Here is a 23,860-nt window from a genome sequence, read left to right on the forward strand (position 1 = left end):
CTTAAACCTCAAGTACGCTGAAAAAATCGGCTGTAATAACGTCGGTAATCCTGGTTTTCGCAGTAGTAATTGCCAACTCACGGGCTTCCGGGCCGGAACCCAGCTTCTCTGCATGAATAAAGGTCACGTCAGTTATGCCAATAAAACCCAATAATGTTTTCAGGTATGGCTCCTGAAAGTCCATCCATTTGGTAGGGCCATCGGTAAACCGGCCCCCTCTTGCTTCGATCACCACAGCCCGTGTACCGGTAAGCAGCCCCTGCACAGCACCATCCTTGTATGCAAAGGTGACCCGTGGCCGCAGTACATGGTCAAACCAGGCGCGCAGTGATGTTGGTATGCTGAAGTTGTACATTGGCGCACCGATAACAACCACATCGGCTGCTGTTAACTCTGCAATCAGCTCGTCCGAAAGCGCCTGTGCCGTTAATTCAGCCTGAGTTTGCGCAACAGCTCTGATGCCGGCAACAGTAGCAGAAGTCAAATGCGGGATAGCGCCATCACCTAAGTCCCTATGGGTAATCTCAGCATCAGGTTCTATGGCCAGTAAACGCTGCACGGTTTCAGCTACCAATAACCGGGAAACCGAAGCATCACCTGACAGGCTGCTGTTTATCACTAAAATTTTGCTCATAATAAGCGGTGCTCCTTTGGATCAAACATGGCAATACCATGCTGAGCGTTAGTTACAGGGGCTTCGTTTTGCAATACATCCCAATGTTCGGCAAGCTTGCCATCCTCAATCCTGAAGATATCAACCACGACTTGCGGTACCTCACCCCAGCCACGGATACGGCCGTGGATCGCCACGACGTCTGCTTCGGCGATGATAAGGCCGGGTTCATAGAACACTTCTTTCGACAGGTTGCTGACAATCTGCTGTAACGCGTCCCGGCCTTGCGGAATATCAGGGTTGTGCTGGATATAATCTTTGGTATAGAGGCGTGCTACTGCGCTGGCATCATGGCGCTGAAACAACGAGGTCATTGCTTCGAGCACTAACGCTTTGTTACGGGCAGGTTTATCATCCGCGATAGTAGCCGCTTGCTGCGTAACAGTGATGTTTCCGGCCATACGCAAAAAAGTGCCATCGGGTAGTGTGGCAAAAGATTGCACAGCAAGGCGATCATAATCCTGAATATTGACCACAGTAGCGCCGTCTTTTTCCTGCCAGCTTACGGCGAAGGTACTGTTGCCAAGCGGAACGACCTGAATATCGACAATCTCGGTGCGGGCAAAAGGGCCGTCTTTAATTTCAAACTTAAGCTGCGTAACGGATAAAAGTGTAAGGCTTACCTGAAAGTGTGGAAAAGAAACATCCATTGCCAGCCCAACAGGAAACTGATTTAGCGACATCTTTGCTATTCCTTATTGAAGTAATAAACACCCGGGACAAGCCGTTTGCTCAGACGATAACGAAAATGAAGCCCGGGCCTGCTGCCCGGGCTTACTCAACTTAGCTCTTGCTGCCTGGCACTGGTGTATTAAGTAATTGCTGCTCCCACATATACGCAATACTGCTGCCACCACCATGCTGCCTCATAACATCAAGTATCCCGGCAAGGTGCTCGGTCCGCGCCCAGTCCCGCTGCCATTCGGACGCCAATGCCATCCAGGTCATCATATTCACGCCGGCCGCAATCATGCGCTGTATACCGACTTCGTGAGCCTCTACCGACGTACCGCCAGACGCATCCGTGATGACAGTGACGTCCCAGCCCTCGCCAGCAGCCTGGATAGCTGGCATCGCAACACATATTTCGGTCCACAGCCCTGCGATGATCAGTTGCTTGCGACCCGTCGCCTTGACCGCGTCCACAGTCGGTTTGTCTTCCCAGGTATTGATGAACGTGCGGTCGATGATCTCCTGCCCGGGAAATACATCCGTGATCTGAGGAAAGATGTTGCCGCCCTGGGCAGCGACCACACTCGTCAGGATGGTGGGAACATTGAAGGCTTTGGCTGTCTTGGCCAGGGCCGCCGAATTGTTAATTACCATCGTCGGTTCGTGGCTGTTCAGGTTGGCAAGCTGATAAGGTTGGTGGTCGATAAGTACAAGTACAGAATCTTCCGGACGAAGAAGTGAAGCCAGGCCATTACGTAATTTCATGATGATACCTCTACTGTTGTAAGTAAATTTGCGTTAGCGGGAGTCGGGTGTCGGCAACGATGTCTTCTCCGACAGGTAGAGATTGCCATTGCGAATTGTGGTGCGATATTATCTATTGAGATAGTATCCATTTATGACACTCTGTGTCGCGCCGGGAGGAACGCTCGGATTGGACATAGGAATATCAAGGTGGACATTGAAGAGCTGCAAACATTTATAGAAATTGCTGATGCAGGCGGTGTTTCACCTGCTGCACGCCGTCTTGGTGTATCTAAATCGATCGTTAGCAGGCGGCTTTTACGGCTTGAGGCTGAACTTGGCGTTCAGCTTCTTTCGCGAAGCACCAGAGGAGCAACACTGACAGAGGCAGGAGCTACCTTCAGGGATTATGCAGTAAAAGCCTGTACTGAGATCGATATAGCCAAAGAAACGATCCTGCCCGAAGGTGAGCTGCGTGGCAGATTAAGAATTGCAGCGCCGCTGTCTTTCGGCCCAACCCACCTCGCCCCCTTATTGGCGGAAATGGCGCGAAATCATCCTCTTCTGCATGTTCATACTTGCTATAGTGACCGCGTCGTCGATCTCATAGCAGAAGGATATGATTGCGCTATCCGGCTTGGTTATCTTCAGGATTCTAATCTGCTTGCAAAACGGGTAGGAACAATATACGGAACCGTAGTTGCCAGTCCAGACTACATCAAAACTCACGGAGCACCAGAAACGCCAGAGCAGTTGCTTACCCATCAGGCTCTTATGCAGGGTACTGAAAGCTGGCAATTCATGGATGGTGATAAAGTCATCGCTATACACCCTCAGGGGCGTTTCAAAGCCGACAATGGCTCAGCGTTGGTAGCAGCCGCCGTTGCAGGGCTTGGTATAGGTATGGTTCCCGATGGCTTAATTCATGAATATCTGGCTTCTGGCGCACTTGTAGCGGTGATGACTGGCTACCCGGTACGTCCCGGCGGAGCATATGTCGTCAGCCCGCCAAGTTCACATCCGGCACGAAAGGTGCGGCTGCTTACTGAACTGCTGATCGAACATTTCAAAAACGCGCCGCACTTTGCAAAGGCTTCTGATCCCCCCAAAAAAACCTGACTGTAATGCGTTTTACCTACAATCACATTAGCAACCGCCAATATGCTATATAGGCCAAGAATGCACCGCAGAATGCTGTCAGCATGTTTACATTACTTCGGTAATAACCTGGGTTTCACTCTGCGTCATCAATTTGTGTATCGGGCATTTTCCCGCAATTTCAGTAAGTTTCTGCTTATCTGACTCAGCGAGTTTACCGAAAAACTTCAATTTTACCTTAATAACATAAAGGCCTTTTGCCTCCTGAGTAGTGTCACGCTCAACATCAATATCAAGGTAATCTAATGGAATATTCTTATTTTTTGCATACATCATCACGGTAATGGCTTTGCACGCAGCCAAAGAGGCGTCATACAAATCATGAGGATCCGGTGCGCTGTTGTCCCCGCCAATAGAAGCGGCAATATCAGCAAAAATGGTATGTTGATTAATCCGGATAGTTTGACGGAATGCACCGCTATCACTTTTTCTCAGCTCAATAGCCATTACTTTGCTCCTGGTAAGGGGATAAATTCTTCTTCGTCACCCGGTACAACAGGGAACTTTTTTTCAATCCAATCGTGTTTTGCCTGCTCAATGCGTTCTTTTCGGCTGGATACAAAGTTCCACTCCATATAGCGGCTTGATATTTTCTCACCACCAATCAAGGCAATAACAGTTGGCTGTAGTGCGGTGATGGTAACGCCGGTAGCATCAGACAGAATAATCATCTGCTTTTCAGTATAACGACGCTCTTTAATTTTTAGCTCGCCTTTTGCAATATAAAGGCCCCGCTCAGCCTCGTTAGGTAACTCAAGAGTTTGGCCCGGCAGCAGTTGTGCCTCCAAATACAAGGTCCGGTAAAACTCTTTTACCGGGGAGACCACGCCATAAGCACGCCCAATAAGAACTCTGACAGGTACGCCATCTACTGCAACAGAAGGTATCTTGTCAGATGGGTAATGATGAAACTCAGGCTCTATTTCTTCTGACTCTTCGGGCAACGCCATCCACAATTGTAAACCATGCAGTCCACGGGTTTGTTGCGTTATCTCGGAAGCCTCGCGCTCAGAATGCACTATACCTTTGCCTGCAACCATCAGGTTAACCGCCCCCGGCGTGATCTTCTGGAAAGTGCCTAAGGAGTCCCGATGCAATACTTCACCTTCGAATAAATAGGTCACGGTTGCTAAATTTACATGAGGATGTGGCCGAACATTAATGCCAGACCCAGGCCGGAAGATTGCCGGCCCCATCTCATCAAAAAATATCCATGGCCCAACGCTGCGTTTCTCCAGCACTGGTAAACACCGGTTAACGCTAAATCCGCCTAAGTCTCTGAGTTTGGGCTGTACCACTAGCTCAATAGCATCACACTCGTTCACTTGTTGACATCGTGTTTCAAGTTCCAGTTGTTCAATACTCATAGCATTTACCTCTTATTTTTTAGCAACGACTTATACCGGAAACCGGCGTAGGTTAGGAGTAAGACTGCCAGCAAGCCTCGCAATGCACAGGAGTTCAATCTACTAAACCTGAGCGTTAAATAAACCTATACATAGGCATAGGTTTATTTGTAGTGGCAAACACATGGCTAAAGAAACTGCCTTCTTCGAGTCTTCCTTAGCTGAAATCTGGTAAAACTTCTTTGGCCAGTCGTTGTAACGTCGATTCAATGTCGGCCGTGTTAAAACGCAGATTCAATCCAACATGGTTTATACCAATCTGCTGCAACTGCCTCAAATAGGTTCGCAGGGCATTTGCACCTAAACTAAACCCCAAATGTATCGGACGCGGCGCGGCATTCGGGTTTTCCTGCAAATCAATATACAGCGATTGCATGGCCGGCTTATCCGCAATACCTGCTTCGGCCATGCGCTTGCGCCAGTCAGTGATAATGGCCGCCTGGGCGTCGATGCGTCGCGGGTATGTCATCCAGCCATCGCCATTGCGTGCGAGCCAGTCGGGGCTCTGCCGACTGGCGCCGGTAATCAATAGCGGCAAGCGTCCCGATACCGGCTTTGGAAGCAGCTCCATGCTGCTGTCGGGGTTACCGAACGCATTCGTAAAGCCAGGCCTGTTGCTCCAGGCATCGCGAATATAATCAAGGCTGGCCCGAAAGCTCTCGCCACGGCTTTCAAACGGACGGTGAAACGCAGGGTATTCTTCCGGGCGATCACCGGACGCTACCCCCAGCAAGATACGCCCACCGGACAAAACATCGGCGCTGGCAGCGGCTTTGGCCACATGGGCCGGGTGGCGCAGCGGCAAGACAATGCTTGATACACCAAGCGCAATGCGCTGGGTATTGCCTGCTAAATACCCAAGGTAAACAAAAGGATCGAAGATCTGCCCTGCGTCGCCGAAGGTCGGCACATTGAACGGGACATCACGCAACCATACCGCGCTGAATCCTAATTCTTCCACCAATTGCACCCGCTGCAAATGCTGCTGCATAGTCGGAATTGCACTATACGCATTATTTTCAATCGGAATGAAAATGCCCAGGCTAAGGCGCCCAGGCCGGAATGTTTCGTTATAGGCGTTGTTGATTGCCTGAAAATTCATACTACCCACCGGTTATCATCATGCTTAATTTATGTCTAACGCTTGCTGATTTATGATGAACGCTTTGGCAAGCGTTCATCACATCAGCTTAAGTGTGATCAACACATAGATATCTTCAGTGTCAAAAGCCCGTTAAAACGATCTTGCCGATAGTTTTACCAGCTTCCAGCAACTGATGGCCTTTTCTGATATTTTCAGCGCTCATCCGGCCAAGTACTTCGCTTAGCGTGGCTTTTATCTCACCAGCATCGACCAGCTCACTGACTTTTTTCAATAAAGCATGTTGTTGCGCCATATCTTCCGTCTGGAACATCGACCGGGTAAACATCAGCTCCCAATGAAAACTCAGTGACTTCAGTTTCATTTTGGATATATCTAGCGGGCCCGGATCGTCAATCATCGCAATCTGCCCTCTGGGCGGCATAATGTCGATTAAGCGCTCAAAATGTAAATCAGAGCGCGTCAGCGCAGCCACATACTTAGGCGCTTTACCCAGCTGTGCAAGTTGCTCTTTCATGGATTGGCTGTGATCGATAACATCATCAGCTCCCAGCTCTAAACTCCATTGCTGTGTTTCAGGCCTTGAAGCTGTAGCGATAACATGTAGCCTGGTCAATTTCTTCGCCAGTTGAATCAGCGCCGAGCCAACACCGCCGGCACCGCCCACCACCAGCAAGCTTTCACCTTCGCCACCACCCATAGGTATTTTGAAGCTGTCAAACAATAACTCCCACGCCGTGATGCTGGTCAAAGGCAAAGACGCCGCTTCTTCAAACGAAATACTCTTGGGTTTCGGGCCCACTATGCGTTCATCTACCAGATGAAACTCAGCGTTTGTGCCTGGCCGGGTAATATCACCGGCATAAAACACCTCATCACCCGGTTGAAATAAGGTCACTTCAGCACCGACAGCTTCAACCACACCAGCGGCATCATAACCAAGGATACGATAACCAGACTCAGGCACACCATTGCGACGCACCTTGGTGTCTACCGGGTTCATGGATACCGCTTTAATGGCAACCAAAAGATCACGGGGGCCAGGTGTTGGTTTAGGCGTATCAAACGCAACCAGCGCATCCTGATGATCAGCAGGAAGATATGTTGAGAAACCTACAGCTTTCATTTTTCACCTCCGATTGTTGCTGCACTGTTGAAGTGGAACACCTCCACTTCGCCTGTAAAAAACGGAACCAGTGCATTAATAAAAGTTTCATGCGCTGCGCTGGGTTCAAACAGCTCGACATGATCGGCGTAACTGCGCCATTGCACCAGTAAACTGATACGGGACGAGTTTTCGATTTCCTGGCTAATAATGTGCGACTGATAACCTTCCGCCTGTTCAACATAGGCTTTCACCTCAGCGAAGGCCGCAAAAAAACCTTGTTGTTGCTCAGGTGCAACGTTAAAGCGGGCAATTTCTATAACCATTGTGTATTCCTCCGGGGTGTTAATACCATTAAGCGGTAACGTCGATGGCAATCTTGCCGCGTAACCCATTCGATTTTTGCTCCAGCCGCGCATGTGCCTGGCCCATTTCTGATAGCGGATACACTGCGCCGACAACTGGCTTAAGTTGGCCTCTTTCTACCAAACGCGATAAATCATCTAACTTGCCCCGGTTTTGCCGCGTAAACACAAAGTGATAACTGGCATTGCGCCCCCAGGCTTCTATCAGGTTTTGCGGCGTCGCTATATCAACAATGCTGACCACCCGCCCCAACTGCGCCAACACCAACGGGCTTCTTTGCAGCGTATCGCCACCAACGGTATCCAACACCACATTCACGCCCTGGCCATCTGTTGCTGCCAGCACCGCCTCTACATAATCGGTTTGCTTGTAGTCAATAGTGACATCTGCGCCCAAACCTTTTACAAACTCAGCGTTTTGTGAAGACACTGTCGTTATCACCCGCGCGCCGGCCGCTTTGGCTATCTGAATCGCAATATGGCCTACACCACCTGCGCCGCCATGTACCAGAATGGTTTCGCCGACCTGCAGATTGACCCGCGTAATCAGCGCTTCCCATACCGTGCCGCCCACTAAGCTCAGTGCTGCCGCTTCAAGATGCGTCAGGGCTTTGGGTTTCAGGCCTACGATGGCTTCATTCGCGACATGATATTCCGCATAGCTGCCATCACCGTTGAAAATTTCCGGCGTGTACCACACTTCATCACCCGGCTTAAACGCCGTAACGCCAGGGCCTACGGCCTCTACTACGCCGGAAACGTCATGTCCGGTAATCGCTGGCAGTGGCACATAATCTTTATAGTCTCCACGACGCACCTGATAGTCCAACGGGTTGACTGACGTCGCATGCACCCTGACTAAAACCTGACCGTCTCCTGCTACCGGCTTAGCCAGCACCACTTCACGGAAACTCTCTGGACCACCAAAAGACTCTAAAATCATTGCTCGCATATTTTTCACCTATTTATATATTTGCATATCGATATATGCAGATGTAACTGGTTTTAAAAAAAGAGTTGCCTCGCAACTCCCAACGTTTTCCTGCATGCCAGTGGCATAAATCTACCAATATCTGTGCACACCATTCGAATCTATATATCGGTAAATTTCGATATGTACACATAATATCTTTATATCGAGAAATGTCAATATGAATTTTCATTTTTAATCAAACTCTGTCCGTTACCGGGAAAGCGCCTCAAATAATGTGACTGCTGAAAATACTAGGATAGGCCATTCCATTTAGAAACTATATCTGCGTATAGGTCGGCTCTCTCATACGATAAAAGACGATATAAACAAGGCGGGGTTTAGTGAGAATAGACAGCAAAAACAGATCAGGAAAAGATCGCTAACCACAATAAATAAACCCCGGCTAAAAAACCGGGGTTTGTCATTCATCTAACAGAGCTGTATTACAACTCTTTACCAAGCAGCTCAATCAGCTTTTTGATATTCGCTTCATTGCGCTTGTAATAGGTCCAGCCACCCATGCGCTTGGAGGTAACCAATCCGGCCCGTTGCAGTGAAGCCAAATAAGTCGATGTCGTCGACTGGCTCAAGCCAACGCCTTCCTGGATACTGCCAACACAGACACCATCAATAGTGACATCGCCTTCGTCTTGCGGCGGAAAGTGCTTTTCCGGCTCACGAAGATTTTGCAGTATTGATAACCGGGTCGGATTACCTAATGCTTTAAATATTTCTACTATGTTCATGGGCATCATTATATCGCCATATTTAAAAAAGTAAATGCATTGTCCGCCGTTTTTTCAAACTTTTTTGGCGAAGTAAGAGCGTGTAAAGCCCTTACTTAAACCTCGGCAAACTCACGGATAATGCTGTTAATTGTATCTTTGGCATCACCCAATACCATCCGGGTATTGTCTTTAAAGAACAGTGGATTGTCCACACCGGCAAAACCAGCATCAGCAGAGCGTTTTAACACAAAGACCGTTTTTGCCCGGTACGCTTCAATCACCGGCATACCGTAAATTGGGCTGCCTTTCATTTCTTTTGCCGCAGGGTTAACCACATCGTTCGCACCGATCACAATCACCACATCGTAGTTTTCCATACGTGGGTTAACGTCTTCCATCTCGTAAAGTTGCTCATAAGGTACATCAGCTTCGGCCAGCAGCACGTTCATATGACCTGGCATACGCCCTGCCACCGCATGTATTGCGTAATCAACAGTACTACCATTTGCTTCCATTAACGATTGTAATTCGCGTACCGCATGCTGCGCCTGCGCTACCGCCATACCGTAACCCGGTACTACCAGCACTGACTGTGCCGCTTCCAGTACATAAAACGCATCTTGGGCCGCAAGAACTTTGATCTCACCTTCAATTTTCTCGCCTGCTTCAACCGGCTTAGCAAAACCCGACAGCAGCACGTTGACCAACGAACGGTTCATCGCTTTACACATAATGCTGGTCAGAATCAGCCCTGACGCACCCACAAGCAGGCCTGTTACGATAAGAATAGTATTACCTGTTGCCAAACCCGCCGTTGCAGCCGCCATGCCCGAGTAACTGTTCAGTAACGCAATGACCACTGGCATATCAGCACCACCAATGGAGATAGTTGCCCAAAGACCAAGACTTAATGCCAGCACAATGGCCAGGTAAAACCAAACCGGGGCTGCTGGTGCAGTAACAAAGAAATACCCCACAACCGCTATGGCCACTAAGTGCAGTATGCTTAACTCACGCAAGCCGGTAAACACCAGAGCCTTAGATTTAAGCTTACCGGACAGCTTACCCCATGCCACAACAGAGCCCGAAAAGGTAACGCCCCCCACCAGCACTGTGATAAACAAGGTAACAAAAACAAAGGTACTTTCGGTTTGTAACGTCAGCAGATCCATGCCCGCAAACGTAGCCCAACCTAATACCAGTGACGCTAAACCGCCAAAGCCGTTTAATAGCGACACCATTTCTGGCATGGCCGTCATCTGAATGGTTCTGGCTTTCCAGGCGCCAAAGGCACCGCCAATAACAAACCCCAGCGCAATGTAGTGATAACTAATAATTTGCTGATCCAGCAAGGTAACCAATACCGCAAGCAGCATACCCAGCGCTGATACAAAGTTGCCTTTTCTGGCTGTGTCAGGGTGACTTAACAATTTAAGACCTATGATAAAGAGCGCAGCAGCGACCACATACGACAGGTTGATGATGGTTTCGATAGTATTCATTTGCGTACTCCTGGTTTGTCTTTTTTCTTGAACATGCCAAGCATGCGATCAGTAACCCAATACCCGCCCACCACGTTGATACTGGCCAGCGCAACCGCCGCTGTACCCAAAATGGTGGTAAGCAGGTTATCGTCTCCGCCCGCCGCTGCTAAGGCGCCGACTAAGGTAATGCCTGAGATCGCGTTTGAACCCGACATCAGTGGGGTATGTAAGGTTGCAGGAACTTTCCGAATAAGCTCAAAGCCCAGATAAGCTGCCAACAACACAATAAAAAGTAAGTAAATAATTTCCACAATTAAGCTCCTCTATAGGCGTTTAGTAACATGTCGTTCGTGATCTTGCCGTTGTGTGCTATCACCGATCCGGCAAGAATGTCGTCGTCTAAATTCAAACCAAAGGATCGGCTCTCATCATCAAAGAACTCATCAATCAGGTTATAAATGTTGTTGGCGTACATATCTGTCGCCGCTCTCGCAACGGCCTGGCTCCAATAACCATCGCCAATCACCTTTACACCATTAATTTCAATGGTTTCACCCGCCACTGAACCTTCAACGTTGCCGCCGGATGTCGCCGCCATGTCTACGACCACGCTGCCAGGCTTCATTAACGCCAGGGTTGCTTTAGTAATCAGCACCGGCGGTTTACGGCCAAACAGCTGTGCTGTGGTGATCACGATGTCGGAGCCGGCAATCGCGTCGCGCTGTGCATCTTGTTGCCTGGCTTTTTGCTCGTCAGTCAGCTCTTTGGCATAACCATCTTTGGTTTGCCCGGTCTCACCGATATCAATGTTAAGAAACTTTCCGCCCAGCGACTCTACTTGCTCTGCCACCACCGGACGGGTGTCGTACGCCAGTACATTGGCTCCCAAACGCCTGGCGGTAGCGATAGCCTGAAGACCGGCCACCCCAGCACCTAGCACAAACACCTTGGCGGGCTTGATGGTGCCCGACGGCGTCATCATCATCGGTAATATTGAAGGTAACTGGTTAACCGCCTGCATCACCATGACATAACCAGCCAGACTGGCCTGTGAGCTCAACGCATCCATTTTCTGGGCACGCGAAGAACGCGGGATCATCTCTACCGACAGGGCGGTTAAGCCTTTTTCAGCAATTGACTCAATCAGTGGCTGTTGAAAGAAAGGATCAAGATGGCCAACCACCATGGCGCCTTTTTTCATTAACGCCAGGTGCGCTTCCGAGGGTTTATTGACTGCCGCCAGCATATCCACTGTGGGCAGCACCGGATTAACATCAGCAATGATTGTCACACCCACTGCTGCGTATTCTTTGTCTGCATAGCCAGAGGCCTCACCGGCCCCCTGCTCCAGCAACAGTGTTATGCCTTTTTTCACCAGTTTCTGCGCACTGCCTGGTGTAACTGCAACCCGCTTTTCCACATGGTTTAGCGGATCTGCGGCTTTAGATTCATTCAGTATTATGATTTTCATAAATTTTTCCTTACGAACCCATGCTTTGGTTGACTGATGTCGCATGCACCTTAACTAAAACCTGACCGTCTCCCGCTACTGGCTTAGCCAGCACCACTTCACGGAAACGCTCTGGACCATCAAATGACTCTAAAAGCATTGCTCGCATATTTTCACCTATCTTTACATTTATATATCGATATATATCGATATATGTAGTTTTAAAAAAAGAGTTGCCTCACAACTCCCAGCGTTTTCCGGCATGCCAGTGGCAGCAAGCTGCCAAGATCTATACATACCAACCAAATCTAAATATCGGTAAATTTCGATATGCGGATATGATATCTTGATATCGAGAAATGTCAATATGGTTCTTGCGATTTATTTATCGGTGCTCGCCCAGATGAACGGGTAGCGCTCAAGGCGACTCAGCCAAAGCACTGGCGCAAAATAGTTGAAAAACCGGACAAAATTTTAAGTTGCCGGGTTGCATCGTCTATCACTGTGATGCGGCATTATACGTTCCGATAATATCCATTTAGATAATATTCGTTAAGCGGCTTTTTTGTATAGACTGCGGAAAACCCAGATTTCAGGGCAAAGCATGGTGGTGTAAAGCCTATTATTGAACGCGATATAGAGGAGTCTCACTATGAGTAAGGCATCTGATCTGTTCATCCAGTGTCTGGAAGAAGAGGAAGTGGAGTATATTTTCGGGGTTCCCGGTGAGGAGAATCTCGACATGCTCGACAGCCTCAGCCGCTCCACCAGGATACAGCTGATCCTTACCCGGCACGAACAAGGTGCAGGTTTTATGGCCGCCACCTATGGTCGGCATACAGGCAAGACCGGCGTGTGCATGGCGACGCTGGGCCCGGGCGCTACCAATCTGGTCACCGCCGCCGCCTATGCGCAGCTTGGTGGCATGCCGATCCTGATGGTCACCGGGCAAAAGCCGATCAAGAAGTCTAAGCAAGGTCGCTTCCAGATCCTGGATGTGGTCGACATGATGAAGCCGCTAACCAAGTTTACCCATCAGCTCGCCAGCGCCGACAACATCCCCAGCCGGGTGCGCGAGGCCTTCCGGCTCGCCGAAGAAGAGAAGCCAGGCGCAACGCATATCGAGTTTCCCGAGGACATTGCCGCCGAGCAGACCGAATCGATACCGCTCAAGCGCAGCCACACGCGGCGGCCCAATGCCGATGTGAAATCGATCCGCGCGGCGGTGCATGCACTGGAAAAGGCCAGGTCGCCAATCCTGGTAGTCGGCGCAGGCGCCAACCGCACCATGACCTGCCGAATGTTGCGGCAGTTTATCGAAAAGACCGGCATTCCGTTCCTGACCACTCAGCTCGGCAAAGGCGTGATCGACGAACGGCACCCCAGGTTTGTCGGTTGCGCAGCCCTGTCGGCGGGCGACTTTGTTCACCGCGCGGTTGAGGCCGCCGACCTTATCGTCAATATCGGCCATGACGTGATCGAGAAGCCACCGTTCTTTATGCAGCCGGGCGGCACGCAGGTGATCCACATCTCGTCTAAGAGTGCCGAGGTCGATCCGGTCTACTTTCCGCAGATCGAGGTTATCGGCGACATCGCCAACGCGATCTGGCAGATCAAGCAGGACATCATTCCCAATGGCGGCTGGACATTCGACACTATACTGGCGGCGCGTAAGGGGCAGGTTGCGCACACAGAGTCAATCTCGGGCGATGCCCGCTTCCCTATCTTCCCGCCCTTTCTGGTCGCCCAGGTGCGCGCGGCGATGCCCGAAGACGGCATCATCTGCCTCGACAACGGGGTGTATAAGATCTGGTTCGCGCGCGACTATCCGGCTTACCGCTCCAATACCGTGCTGCTCGATAATGCGCTCGCCACTATGGGCGCAGGCCTGCCCTCGGCCATGGCCTCAGCGATGATCTATCCCGATCGTAAGGTGATGGCGATTTGCGGCGATGGCGGCTTTATGATGAACAGTCAGGAAATGGAAACCGCCGTTCGCTTAAAGCTGAACATTACCGTGCTGATCTTGAATGACAACAGCTATGGCATGATCCGCTGGAAGCAGGCAAACATGGGCTTTAAAGATTGGGGGCTGACCTATGGCAACCCCGATTTCGTCAAGTACGCGCAAAGTTATGGTGCGTTCGGCCATCGTGCCGAAAGCGCAGAGCACCTCAAGCAATTGCTCGCGTATTGCCGCGACACGCCGGGCGTTCATCTGATCGACTGTCCGGTTGATTATTCTGAGAACGATCAGATCCTAAACATCGACATCAAGACGCTGTCGAAAAATTTGTAATTATTGTCGTTTTCCCGGGAGTGTCGAATGTCCATACTCAAGTCGATCTATCCGCTCTATCTCAACAACGTGGCGCAGCAGCCGAATAGCGATCTTGCCGTAACCGACAAGTTCACCGGCGAGGTCGCGTTTCGCGTCGCCCAGGCTGATGCCGCGACGATCGATGCCGCAATAGCGGGTGCGGTCCGTGCGGCAGAACCTATGGCGCGAATGGCAAGCTACGAGCGCCAGGCGGTTTTGGCTCATTGCGTCACCCGTTTTACCGAGCGCTTCGATGAGCTCGCGTACGCGCTGTGTGTCGAGGCAGGCAAGCCGATTAAGGATAGCGAAGGTGAAGTTGGCAGGCTAATCGACACCTTCCGCATTGCAGCAGAGGAATCGGTACGGATGACCGGTGAGGTCCAGCCACTTGATATCTCGGCGCGCGCCAGAGGCTACCAGGGCATCTGGAAGCGCGTACCCATCGGGCCCTGTTCATTCATTTCACCGTTCAACTTTCCGCTTAACCTGGCCGCGCACAAGATCGCGCCGGCGCTTGCAGTGGGCTGCCCGTTCATAATGAAACCGGCAAGCCGCACGCCGCTGGGCGCGATCATTATTGGCGAAGTGCTTGCCGAGACCGACCTGCCCAAAGGCGCATTCTCCATCCTGCCCGCCAGCCGCGACGGCGCTGACCTGTTTACCACCGACGAGCGACTTAAACTGCTCTCGTTCACCGGATCGCCCGATGTCGGCTGGGACCTCAAGGCGCGTTGCGGCAAGAAAAAGGTGGTGCTTGAGCTGGGCGGCAATGCTGCGGTGATTGTCGATGCTGATGCCGATCTCGACGATGCGCTCGAACGCGTCATTTTCGGTGCCTTTTATCAATCCGGGCAGAGCTGTATCGGGGTGCAGCGCATTATCATCCATGCCGATGTCTACAACCGCTTCCGCGACATGCTGGTCGCAAAAACCAAGACGCTGGTGGCTGGTGATCCCAAGCAGCGCAATACGTTCATCGGTCCGATGATCGACGCCAAAGAAGCAATACGGCTCGAAACCTGGATCAACGAGGCAGTTGCCGCCGGTGGTACTCTGCTCTGCGGTGGCAACCGCGACAGCGCAATGCTTGATGCCACTCTGCTTGAAGCCGTGCCTGCCGATACCAAAATCGTCACGGAAGAGGCGTTCGGCCCGGTGGCAGTGCTGTCACGTTTCACTGATTTTCATGCTGCTCTTGCCGAGGTTAACGCCTCCAAATTCGGTTTGCAGGCGGGCGTCTTCACCCGAGATCTGTTCAAGGTGCTCGACGCCTGGGACCATCTCGATGTGGGCGGCGTGGTGATCAACGACGTGCCCAGCTACCGCGTTGACAACATGCCCTATGGCGGCGTCAAGGACTCGGGCCTGGGCCGAGAAGGCGTGCGTTTCGCCATGGAAGACATGACCGAAATCCGCAATCTGGTTATCCGACGGGCATGAACCGGACACCTCCCGGATGGCGGTGCCGCAACATACCAACAGGCCATGGTCTTTTACTCCTTACCCCACAGGCGCCTTAAGGGGTATGAGTCGACGGTGAGAAACTGCGCCATCACCGCCGTGATTTAGCTACTTTAGATTGCGTTGCAGGAAATCTTTGATCACCGGAATGATCTCTGATTGGTGGGTCTCCAATGCAAAGTGACCAGTATCAAAAAAGTGGATTTCAGCCTTAGGGATATCTCTCTTCCAGGCTTGCGCACCTTCTGGTGAGAAGAAAGGATCGTTCTTTCCCCAAACTGCCAGAAGCGGCGGCTGGTATTGACGGAAATATGCCTGATATTGCGGATACTGCTCTACGTTGGATTTGTAATCAAGCAACAAGTCCAACTGAATATCGGCCATGCCGGGCTTTGATACGTGTAGTCCTTCCAGGGTGTAGCCATCAGGCGAAACTTTGGTTAAATCGGGCACACCCTCCACGTATTGCCACTTAATGGATGCCGCTGTCGGGAAATCGCTTAACGCTGCTCTATTTTCGCTGGAAGGGTTTTGCCAATACTTTTTAATCGGTCCCCAGCCGTCGGCTAAACCATCTTCATAGGCATTGCCATTTTGAGAGATGATCGCTGTCACTTTACCAGGGTTTTTCAGTGCTAAACGCCAACCGACAGGGGCACCGTAATCGTGAACTGCAATAGCAAAAGAGTTAATCCCTTTTTGCTTGATAAATTTATCTACAGTATTTGCAAGGTTGGCAAAGGTGTACTCATAGTCTTCTCTGGCAGGAGACTCTGTAAAGCCAAAGGCCGGCAAATCTAAAGCGATAACATGATAGTCAGCAGATAATGCATTGATAACATCACGCCACATATAAGAAGAGGCGGCATAGCCGTGTAACATCAGAATTGTTGGTGAATCTTTACTTCCAACCTCTCTGTAGAAAATATTGACATTTTCTACTTGCTCATAGTTAAAACGCACATGCGGCTTAGTAGCGTTATTGCTCTGGTCAGCTAATGCCACACCACTAACCATGCCGCTGGCAAGTAACATCGCTGGAATTGTTTTTGATTGCATAAATAACCTCGTAACCATCTAAATGTTAATTTAGAGGTTACTCTAAACCTGATAACCTCTAAAGTCAAGTTATAAAGGTTACTTATTAAGTTAGGGTATTTAGAGGCTGGCATCGGTATGATTGCCTGCGGCGATAATCCTTGCTCAGAAAGATCTACAAACCCCGACTATGCTCTCCATCAATAGCAATGCCCCTGACAACAGCATTGCGGCTTCTGGTTAGTCGCTGTTTCTTTTCCTGAACTGCGCAGCTTTGTAGCGATTGCCACATGTTGCCATACTGCACCAACGGCGTTTATGCGCTTTTGTGCGATCATAAAACCACAAAATACAGTCCGGGTGTTCGCATTGCTTAACCAGTGTCGCGTCACCTTCAACCAGCAACTGAGCCACCGCTTCTGCAACCTGTCCCAGCATAGACGCCGCAGTGTCACTACATGAGAGACGGGTGATTACCAGCCGACCATCGCTGTCGGGTGCCAGATGCGGCGCGCTAACGTAGCTATGCAGGTAAGTATTTAACTCGCTGATTTCCTGAAGTTTTTCTTGTTTAAACCCTGTAATCAGCTGATGCGCAAGGGTTCTTAAAGTCTTAGCTTGTGAGAGTAGCTCACCATCAGTCAATGTGCTCTGCTCAACAGCAGGAGAAATTCCACTCTGCCGTAACCACCGGAGCACATCAGCATCACTGTTCCAGTACTCCACCACTTTATCGCCACTACGGGCCTGAGTGTTAAGCAAGTCCATTGCCAGGTGATCCCCCAACATTGGGGCATGGGGCAAATTTTTGTCATTCGGCATTTCAAACATAAGCATAGGCAACCTTTAAAGAATAGTATGGCCGGTTACTTACACTGGGTTAGGCACAGCATAAGTAACCATATAAATAAAACTATACGGGTTACAAAAAAGGTTTACCAGTCGTTCTTAAAGAAATAGCCATGGAAACTTAGTTAATACCAGCCACCGACACTGGCAATCCTGGGAGAAAAAGATCCGTTCTTTATTGCGGGCGCCTATGCATTTAAACATGGCTGCCCCAATGCTAAAGTTCGCTTTCTCAATACCGATTAGTTATGCCCATAACCCCATTCACCCGACGTACCAAGTGCTTCCAGGAATGCGCTACGGCCGCTTTCTGCCAACCAGCTCCGGAAAGTTTTCAGCTGCGGATTAATGTTTCTTAGCTCGTCCAGGTTCGCCGTGCCTGCCAGCACCCCGGTATCCAACAGCTCAGTGAGCTTTGCCAGAAAGGCATTACTGGCCAGTACATCGTCATCAAATCTTGAGTAGCTGATCTTACGCCCTGCCATTTCACTAAACACCGCCTCAATATCCCGGCCGGTAACATTATCACTGGCGGCAGCAAGTGTTGTTTCACTAAAGCGCTCAGGTTCGGCAAATACAGCTGCAACAACCAGCCCTAAATCCTCAAGTGCCAGCAGTTGCATAGTCTGTTCTGGCCGCATAAAAAAATTGAAGCGGCCCTGATCCAGCCCAAAACCGGGCATCAGTAACATCTCCATAAAGGCGGCAGGCCGCACGATGGTGCTGCTGACAGGCAAGGCACGAACATGCTTTTCAATCCGTGCCTTGCTATCAAAATGCCCCATGCCGGTTGGTGTATCAGTAATTGCATCTGTTGAGCTATAAACCAGATGCTGCACGCCGCTTTCTAAAGCAATATCGGCGATCTGCATGCCATAGCGCACCTCGTCTTCATCGCTAACGCCATACAGAGCGCCCTGGCCTGAACTGGGCTGCACACTAAAAACGCCATAAACGCCAATCATGGCACCGCGTATTGATTGCGGATCATTCAGATCGCCCTGCACCAACTCAACTCCAGCGCTCTGCAGCGCCAGCGCCTTGTCAGCATGAAGGTTGCGCACCAATGCCCGCACCCGCCAACCGTCGTTAAGTAAAGCCCTGGTCACCGCCCCGCCTTGCTGCCCCGTAGCACCAAAAACCAGAATCGGCTGTTCAATTTTTGACATAGAATAATCCTCGTATCGACTTTATAATCAAAATTCTAAGCTTTTTAAAAACAGCCCGGAAGACGGCACATTTTTGTGCCTCAGGCACACAGGTGATACGTTTGAGTAAATTTATTCACGGGCGTCCTTATCAGGAAACTGCAACAGGGCCGCAATTCAAGCCATGTGCGCCGCACAGTGTTCTTGCCAGACTGGGCGACAAATGGACCATCCTTGTTATGTCACACCTTGCCGTTGCACCAGGTTTCAGGCTGCGTTTTTCAGAGCTGAAAAGAGGAATTGAAGGCATTACGCAGCGCATGCTAACCCTGACAGTACGTAATCTGGAGCGGGATGTCTTGCTGATCCGCCACTATTATCCTGAGGTGCCGCCACGCGTTGAGTATGAGTTATCAACCATGGGGGCCAGCATGCTACCCGCTTTGGCAGGGTTTACCGCCTGGATAAGCAGTAACTGGCAACAAATTGAAGAAAACAGACGCCGCTTTGATGAGGGAGAATCATAAAAGTCATAAAGCGCTACCAAGTTGGTTTGCTCTGCAAATAACATCCAGCACTTTGTGCCAAATAGCAGGATCAGCCTCTGCTGTCGGGTCCTGATACAAATGTTCAATTGCCGGCCGCCCCAGCCGCATATAATTCAGCTTGTTTTTTATGCTGACAGGATCTAAGCAAGAACAAGCAAACAATACCAACCACCAGGAACAATGCGGTTCGCAATATATCGACATACAGCTGGGGAAGCTGCAATTGCAGATTGTCAATTAGCCCCTGCTGGATCGAATTTACCGTGCCATGTGCCAGAGCTGCAGGCCAGAAACTCCCGCTTTTAATAGTAAGCCAGCCGAAAAACAAGGATGCGCCAACCATTAACAGTGGGAACAAAATAAAAGAGCCGATATAAGGATGCTCGGGAAAGTTGTATCCCATTAATAAAGCGGGCAAATGCCAGGCCCACCAAATAGCCGCCAGTAACATAATGCCGGGCAATACGCCAAACTGACTGGTCAGTTGGCCCTGTAAAAAACCGCGCCATGCAAACTCTTCTCCCGTAGTAGCGAGCAAACCCACAATAGAAAAGGCAATGGCGGTAACACTGACATTTATTAAAAAGAATACCCAGCTCTGCCCCCCTTCACCAAGTAGCCAGGCTTCTCCTGAAACGACTACCCCTGTCGTTTGAAAGGTAAAATAGCCAGATGTCGCAAGCCCTGCCGCTATTAGCAAAGCCACTACAGCAAAACCTATCATTGTCTGAACCACTATACCTAGTGGCAAATAACTAAGCTTACCTAGACGCCACAGCACCTGGGAACGGACAGCCGGATTACGTAAAATAAAAACCAGCGCCAACAGCGTGGGTGACCACATGATAAATATAAATATATTGTTGATTACCGGGCTGTCTAAACCAAATAGCATAATCGCAGGTATCTGCACACACCAACTCAGTGCTATGGCCAGAACAGCATACAAAGCAATGGCGTTACGACTCATAGTGATTCTCTCTACTGTCTCAAATAAAGCAGATCCAGCGATATCAAACATACAGCTCGCCAAACTACTTCATACAACCTTACATATTGATTGAAAAAACGCTGTACCGCTAAAAAAGCACTTTGGCGGTAAACTCGATATACTCAGTTGCCCCCCGGCTACCGGTTTGCCGCACGAGGGCGGCAGGCTCAGAACGACCACCAGCCAGCGTTAATGTTGTCGATTTCGTTACACTAACTGCTGCGCTAAGGGAATACTCCGTTGCAACATATCGTCGGTCTGAAGCACTATCTACGTTCAATAAGTTACCGCCCGGGCCATAAACACCGTCGTTAGTGGATAATCGCCAATAAAAATTAACGGCTGTAGTCACCTTAACCGCCGGATGTGGTTGAAAAGTAAGATAGGGTTGGATGTTATAGAAATTTCTCGGCCCCAGGATTGCTAACTCCGAAAAATAATTCCCTCTGGGCAGCAGCGGATTGAAAGTCCCCAGTTTATTATCATCCTGATCTTTATCACCGCTAGCGACATTGGCTGAGACCCCTACACTACTAAAGGGATAGCGGCTTAGCGCATAACTCGTATCTGAAGCAATGGTCCAGGCCCTAATATCCTGTTCATTAAAACGACCAAATTGCAGCGCCAGTTCCCAGTTTAAGGTCAGCCCGCCACGTGTTCCCCAAAATCTGCTGCCCAGAGTGTGCCGGAGCTCTTCACCACTGCCTTGCAAATAATTTGCTTCATTGTTTCTGTAACCAAGGTAGTAAACATCAAATTTGGGCCACGAATATTCATTGTTTACAGCATAAATACCCCAAATAGCCTGATTACGATCTAACCTGTCATCGAAGCTACCTTGCGAGATTTGCCACGGACGGCCGACGAATACGTCGACCTGCCAGGACTTAACCTGGGATGTCAGTCGTAATGCATCATAGCGACGCCGGACGTTAGGCCCTTCCCTTGCGTCAACCAAACGGCCTGAACCCAAAGCAAGCTCTTGGCGCCCCAATGTCATTTGCCAGTGTTCACCACCTGAGAACTGAAAGAACGCCTGCTGAAAACTTAGCCGGTTTTCATCTAATGGCGAGGGTCCCTGCTCCAAACCGGCCGACAGTGCACTGTATAATTGCGTATAAATCCGCAACGATGGTGAAAGACGCCAGTCTGCAAATACGACATAGCGTTGCAGAAAGGCTCCATCGCTACCATCGGTTGCATTCTGCCAGTTCGCACCATTCGTAACCGCATATCGCCAACGGCCTTCCCCTCCGACACTAAGCAAGCCGTTCTGTGTCGGACGTAAACACTTGTATGCGTATTCATCGCTATCAAGGTTCTCCCGACACCATTCAGACCAGTTTTCATCCTGGCGCAGCCGTTCATATGATGGCGGCGTAGCTGCCGAAGCTACACCCGTGATTAACAGAGATAACATCAAACCAAGCGTAAACCTCATTTTTTGCCCTCATGCTTTGCATGGCTGGCGGCAATATAATGCTCTACAACCGGTTTAGGCCCCTGATGGAATGACAAAACAATGTTTTGAATGTCAGCATCAGCATGCGTTACCCGTTCATGCTGCCGCAGGTGTTCAAGCCAGGATTCAACCATAAAACATTCGATAAACCGGCCTGGTTTAGCGGTATCTTCAAACAAGCCCCAGGTGTAAGCACCATCCCGGTAACGCTGCTCTTTTAACTTATGTGCCGCAAGATAAAATGCATGTTTATCATCAGGTTTGACGAAGTATTCCAGGGTGATCATTACAGGCCCCTGATCCTGCTCAAATTCCACCCCGACAACAGGTTGAGGCCAGTGCATTGAGGGAGAGAGATCCATACTTTCACCAACTTGCAGTTTAAAGCGCCATGTTAGCGGAATAATTAATACCAATACGGCAGCAGCACAATAAAGCGCATTGGCAACCCCAAATAAACTTGAGAGCTGCCCCCAGAAAAGGCTCCCCACACTCATCGAACCAAAAAGCACGGTAATAAACACAGCAAGGCCGCGGGCACGCACCCATTCAGGCAATGCCACCTGCGCTGATACATTCAGACTGGTAAGAACTGCAATCCAGCAGGCGCCGGCAAAAAAGCAACTTACCACCGCCAACTGCTGGCTATACGCGCTGGCCAGCACCAGCATGCACATCGCGGTACCTACGGTACCTAAAGCAACAAGTGTATCTGCTCCGAACTGCTTTCTCAGGGATGGCAGAATAAAAGCACTGGAAACAGCACCAACCCCAACAGCTCCCATCATAAATCCGTAAAGTGTTGCATCGCCATTGAGCAGGTTTTTGGCAATAAGTGGCAGCAGCGCCCAATAAGCACTGGCAAACAGAAAAAATGACAATGCCCTGGCCAACGTAGCCTTAAGAGGAGAGCTGTGCAACGCATACCGCACCCCCGCTTTTAAGGCTCCTGCCATGTTTTCTGCTGGCAACAACCGGGGCGGAGTAGCTATTGGTCGCCACCACAACAGTGCGCAAACAACCAGTAAAAAACTAAGGCCATTAATCAGAAACGGAAGCGCAATTGAATATCCGATAATAAAACCGCCAAGCGCAGGGCCAATTGCTCTGCTGATATTGATACCAACGCTATTTACCGCAACAGCTTGCTGTAATATTTTTCGCGGAACTAAGCCAGGTACAATGGCCTGCCAGGCAGGGGCAGCAACAGCAGTGCCAATACCCATCATAAAAGTAAACAATAACAGCACAGCAGGCGTAGCATCGCCGCGGTATACCACATAACCTAAAGCCAAAGCAGTGCCTGCCATTACCAGTTGTACCCCCAGCAACAGCTTTCTTTTATTGACTATATCTGCAAGCGCCCCGGCTGGTAGCGCAAAAAGAAAGATAGGCAGTGTAGTTGCAGTTTGCACCAAAGCCACAAAAAGCGGAGAAGGGGAAAGCGATGTCATTAACCAACCAGCGCTGACATCATGCATCCAGGTGCCAACATTCGACATCACAGTGGCTATCCATAAAACCATAAAGTGGCGGGAGCCAAAAGGCGCTAAAACACTACTTGAGTGATGATCAGGTACTGTGTTCTGGCCTGCACTATTCATAAAAGCTCATTTCCTGCTAAATTGATTAGCCAATAACCATGCAAACGCCAAATGCCTAGCCGCCAATATTGAAATACTACTGAGGGCGGTATTTACCGCTGCATCATCGTGCAATACGTCTGAGTATTCTGAGAGAGTGCCATTCAAAACAGAGGGGCGATATTATCTATTGAGATAGTATCCCTTCAAAACGCTCTGTAGCGTACACAGACACCTGCCATAAACGGGGCATGATAGACATCAGAACAGTAGGCACTAAGCCACACAACACACGCAGAAGGAAACTTTGAGCATCTTAAAGTGAAACAGTGATACCTTGCGAATGACTCTTGCCAGAGGACCGATAGTAACTGGAAAAGCTTTGTTACCTTAATGGGCGGCGTGTTCTGCAAGCGCAAAGAGCAAACCATCAGGCCGCATTATGATGTTGAAATAGACACCGAAACCGGCCAAATCAGCACTGACTATTACGACGGATTTATTACTACCAAGTTAAAAGGCATTTGCTACCTAGGCCAAGCCATAATCACCCGCCTGCACCAATGGCGGCTTGATACGCAATGCTTGGCTCCCACCATG

23 protein-coding genes are annotated in these 23,860 nt (G+C 49.9%); 4 read left to right on the forward strand and 19 right to left on the reverse strand.

Features of this window, described 5'->3' with window-relative positions:
* Position 1: 1 nt before the first annotated feature.
* The 3 genes from J3B89_RS04225 to J3B89_RS04235 all read right to left on the reverse strand — a co-directional run bounded on the left by J3B89_RS04225 (position 2) and on the right by J3B89_RS04235 (position 2,110).
* Complete coding sequence (locus tag J3B89_RS04225) at positions 2-634, reverse strand: FMN-dependent NADH-azoreductase (RefSeq protein ID WP_215396237.1); 633 nt, start codon at positions 632-634, stop codon at positions 2-4.
* Positions 631-1,356 (reverse strand): nuclear transport factor 2 family protein, encoded by a 726-nt coding sequence (locus J3B89_RS04230; RefSeq protein ID WP_215396238.1) that lies wholly within the window; start codon positions 1,354-1,356, stop codon positions 631-633. The genes J3B89_RS04225 and J3B89_RS04230 overlap by 4 nt, the downstream gene beginning before the upstream one ends.
* A 100-nt stretch (positions 1,357-1,456) precedes the next feature.
* A complete protein-coding gene (locus J3B89_RS04235; protein ID WP_215396239.1) occupies positions 1,457-2,110 on the reverse strand; it encodes a hydrolase in 654 nt (217 codons plus the stop codon).
* A gap of 189 nt (positions 2,111-2,299) precedes the next feature.
* Between J3B89_RS04235 and J3B89_RS04240 the strand changes: the two genes are divergently transcribed.
* A complete protein-coding gene (locus J3B89_RS04240; protein ID WP_215396240.1) occupies positions 2,300-3,208 on the forward strand; it encodes a LysR family transcriptional regulator in 909 nt (302 codons plus the stop codon).
* An 87-nt stretch (positions 3,209-3,295) separates the two neighbouring features.
* On the opposite strand, the gene J3B89_RS04245 is transcribed toward J3B89_RS04240, so the two are convergent.
* From J3B89_RS04245 to J3B89_RS04290, 10 genes are all read right to left on the reverse strand, one after another.
* On the reverse strand, positions 3,296-3,694 hold the full coding sequence (locus J3B89_RS04245) for an OsmC family protein (RefSeq protein WP_215396241.1): 399 nt from the start codon (positions 3,692-3,694) through the stop codon (positions 3,296-3,298).
* Entirely contained in the window at positions 3,694-4,614 is a 921-nt protein-coding gene (locus J3B89_RS04250; protein WP_215396242.1) for a pirin family protein, read from the reverse strand. The genes J3B89_RS04245 and J3B89_RS04250 overlap by 1 nt, the downstream gene beginning before the upstream one ends.
* Positions 4,615-4,810: 196 nt before the next feature.
* The gene (locus J3B89_RS04255) at positions 4,811-5,755 is read right to left on the reverse strand and encodes an LLM class oxidoreductase (protein WP_215396243.1); all 945 of its coding nucleotides are present in this window, start codon (positions 5,753-5,755) and stop codon (positions 4,811-4,813) included.
* A 121-nt stretch (positions 5,756-5,876) separates the two neighbouring features.
* Positions 5,877-6,881, reverse strand: a complete 1,005-nt coding sequence (locus J3B89_RS04260; protein ID WP_215396244.1) for a zinc-binding alcohol dehydrogenase family protein — start codon at positions 6,879-6,881, stop codon at positions 5,877-5,879.
* Positions 6,878-7,186, reverse strand: a complete 309-nt coding sequence (locus J3B89_RS04265; RefSeq protein ID WP_215396245.1) for an antibiotic biosynthesis monooxygenase family protein — start codon at positions 7,184-7,186, stop codon at positions 6,878-6,880. The genes J3B89_RS04260 and J3B89_RS04265 overlap by 4 nt, the downstream gene beginning before the upstream one ends.
* A 28-nt stretch (positions 7,187-7,214) precedes the next feature.
* Positions 7,215-8,177: a zinc-dependent alcohol dehydrogenase family protein gene (locus J3B89_RS04270; RefSeq protein ID WP_251372192.1), complete on the reverse strand. Its 963-nt coding sequence runs from the start codon at positions 8,175-8,177 to the stop codon at positions 7,215-7,217.
* Positions 8,178-8,641: 464 nt separating this feature from the next.
* Complete coding sequence (locus tag J3B89_RS04275) at positions 8,642-8,953, reverse strand: ArsR/SmtB family transcription factor (RefSeq protein ID WP_251372193.1); 312 nt, start codon at positions 8,951-8,953, stop codon at positions 8,642-8,644.
* Between the two features lie 86 nt (positions 8,954-9,039).
* Positions 9,040-10,428: an NAD(P)(+) transhydrogenase (Re/Si-specific) subunit beta gene (locus J3B89_RS04280; protein ID WP_215396246.1), complete on the reverse strand. Its 1,389-nt coding sequence runs from the start codon at positions 10,426-10,428 to the stop codon at positions 9,040-9,042.
* On the reverse strand, positions 10,425-10,724 hold the full coding sequence (locus J3B89_RS04285) for an NAD(P) transhydrogenase subunit alpha part 2 (RefSeq protein WP_215396353.1): 300 nt from the start codon (positions 10,722-10,724) through the stop codon (positions 10,425-10,427). The genes J3B89_RS04280 and J3B89_RS04285 overlap by 4 nt, the downstream gene beginning before the upstream one ends.
* Positions 10,724-11,881: an NAD(P) transhydrogenase subunit alpha gene (locus J3B89_RS04290; protein WP_215396247.1), complete on the reverse strand. Its 1,158-nt coding sequence runs from the start codon at positions 11,879-11,881 to the stop codon at positions 10,724-10,726. Before J3B89_RS04290 ends, J3B89_RS04285 begins: the two co-directional genes overlap by 1 nt.
* 631 nt (positions 11,882-12,512) lie before the next feature.
* On the opposite strand from J3B89_RS04290, the gene J3B89_RS04295 reads away from it, so the two are divergent.
* Both J3B89_RS04295 and J3B89_RS04300 read left to right on the forward strand, forming a co-directional pair.
* Entirely contained in the window at positions 12,513-14,159 is a 1,647-nt protein-coding gene (locus J3B89_RS04295; RefSeq protein ID WP_215396248.1) for an acetolactate synthase large subunit, read from the forward strand.
* A 27-nt stretch (positions 14,160-14,186) separates the two neighbouring features.
* The gene (locus tag J3B89_RS04300) at positions 14,187-15,620 is read left to right on the forward strand and encodes an aldehyde dehydrogenase family protein (protein WP_215396249.1); all 1,434 of its coding nucleotides are present in this window, start codon (positions 14,187-14,189) and stop codon (positions 15,618-15,620) included.
* A 129-nt stretch (positions 15,621-15,749) separates the two neighbouring features.
* Here the strand turns inward: J3B89_RS04300 and J3B89_RS04305 are convergent, their stop codons facing one another.
* The 3 genes from J3B89_RS04305 to J3B89_RS04315 all read right to left on the reverse strand — a co-directional run bounded on the left by J3B89_RS04305 (position 15,750) and on the right by J3B89_RS04315 (position 18,697).
* Positions 15,750-16,700, reverse strand: coding sequence for an alpha/beta fold hydrolase (locus J3B89_RS04305; protein ID WP_215396250.1), 951 nt, complete (start codon positions 16,698-16,700; stop codon positions 15,750-15,752).
* A 219-nt stretch (positions 16,701-16,919) separates the two neighbouring features.
* Positions 16,920-17,516 carry a CGNR zinc finger domain-containing protein gene (locus tag J3B89_RS04310; protein ID WP_215396251.1) on the reverse strand — a complete coding sequence of 199 codons (597 nt, stop codon included), beginning with the start codon at positions 17,514-17,516 and terminating at the stop codon, positions 16,920-16,922.
* A gap of 254 nt (positions 17,517-17,770) precedes the next feature.
* A complete protein-coding gene (locus J3B89_RS04315) occupies positions 17,771-18,697 on the reverse strand; it encodes an NmrA/HSCARG family protein (RefSeq protein WP_215396252.1) in 927 nt (308 codons plus the stop codon).
* A gap of 101 nt (positions 18,698-18,798) precedes the next feature.
* Here J3B89_RS04315 and J3B89_RS04320 point away from each other — a divergent pair, with 101 nt between their 5' ends.
* On the forward strand, positions 18,799-19,203 hold the full coding sequence (locus J3B89_RS04320; RefSeq protein WP_215396253.1) for a winged helix-turn-helix transcriptional regulator: 405 nt from the start codon (positions 18,799-18,801) through the stop codon (positions 19,201-19,203).
* Between the two features lie 103 nt (positions 19,204-19,306).
* On the opposite strand, the gene J3B89_RS04325 is transcribed toward J3B89_RS04320, so the two are convergent.
* The 3 genes from J3B89_RS04325 to J3B89_RS04335 are packed head-to-tail and all read right to left on the reverse strand — an operon-like array spanning position 19,307 to position 23,281.
* The gene (locus J3B89_RS04325) at positions 19,307-20,245 is read right to left on the reverse strand and encodes a CPBP family intramembrane glutamic endopeptidase (protein ID WP_215396254.1); all 939 of its coding nucleotides are present in this window, start codon (positions 20,243-20,245) and stop codon (positions 19,307-19,309) included.
* 58 nt (positions 20,246-20,303) lie between these two features.
* Positions 20,304-21,656 (reverse strand): alginate export family protein, encoded by a 1,353-nt coding sequence (locus J3B89_RS04330; RefSeq protein WP_215396255.1) that lies wholly within the window; start codon positions 21,654-21,656, stop codon positions 20,304-20,306.
* Complete coding sequence (locus J3B89_RS04335; protein WP_215396256.1) at positions 21,653-23,281, reverse strand: MFS transporter; 1,629 nt, start codon at positions 23,279-23,281, stop codon at positions 21,653-21,655. The genes J3B89_RS04330 and J3B89_RS04335 overlap by 4 nt, the downstream gene beginning before the upstream one ends.
* Positions 23,282-23,860: the final 579 nt, after the last annotated feature.

It is taken from the genome of Rheinheimera oceanensis, assembly GCF_018831085.1.
GTDB lineage: Bacteria > Pseudomonadota > Gammaproteobacteria > Enterobacterales > Alteromonadaceae > Alishewanella > Alishewanella oceanensis.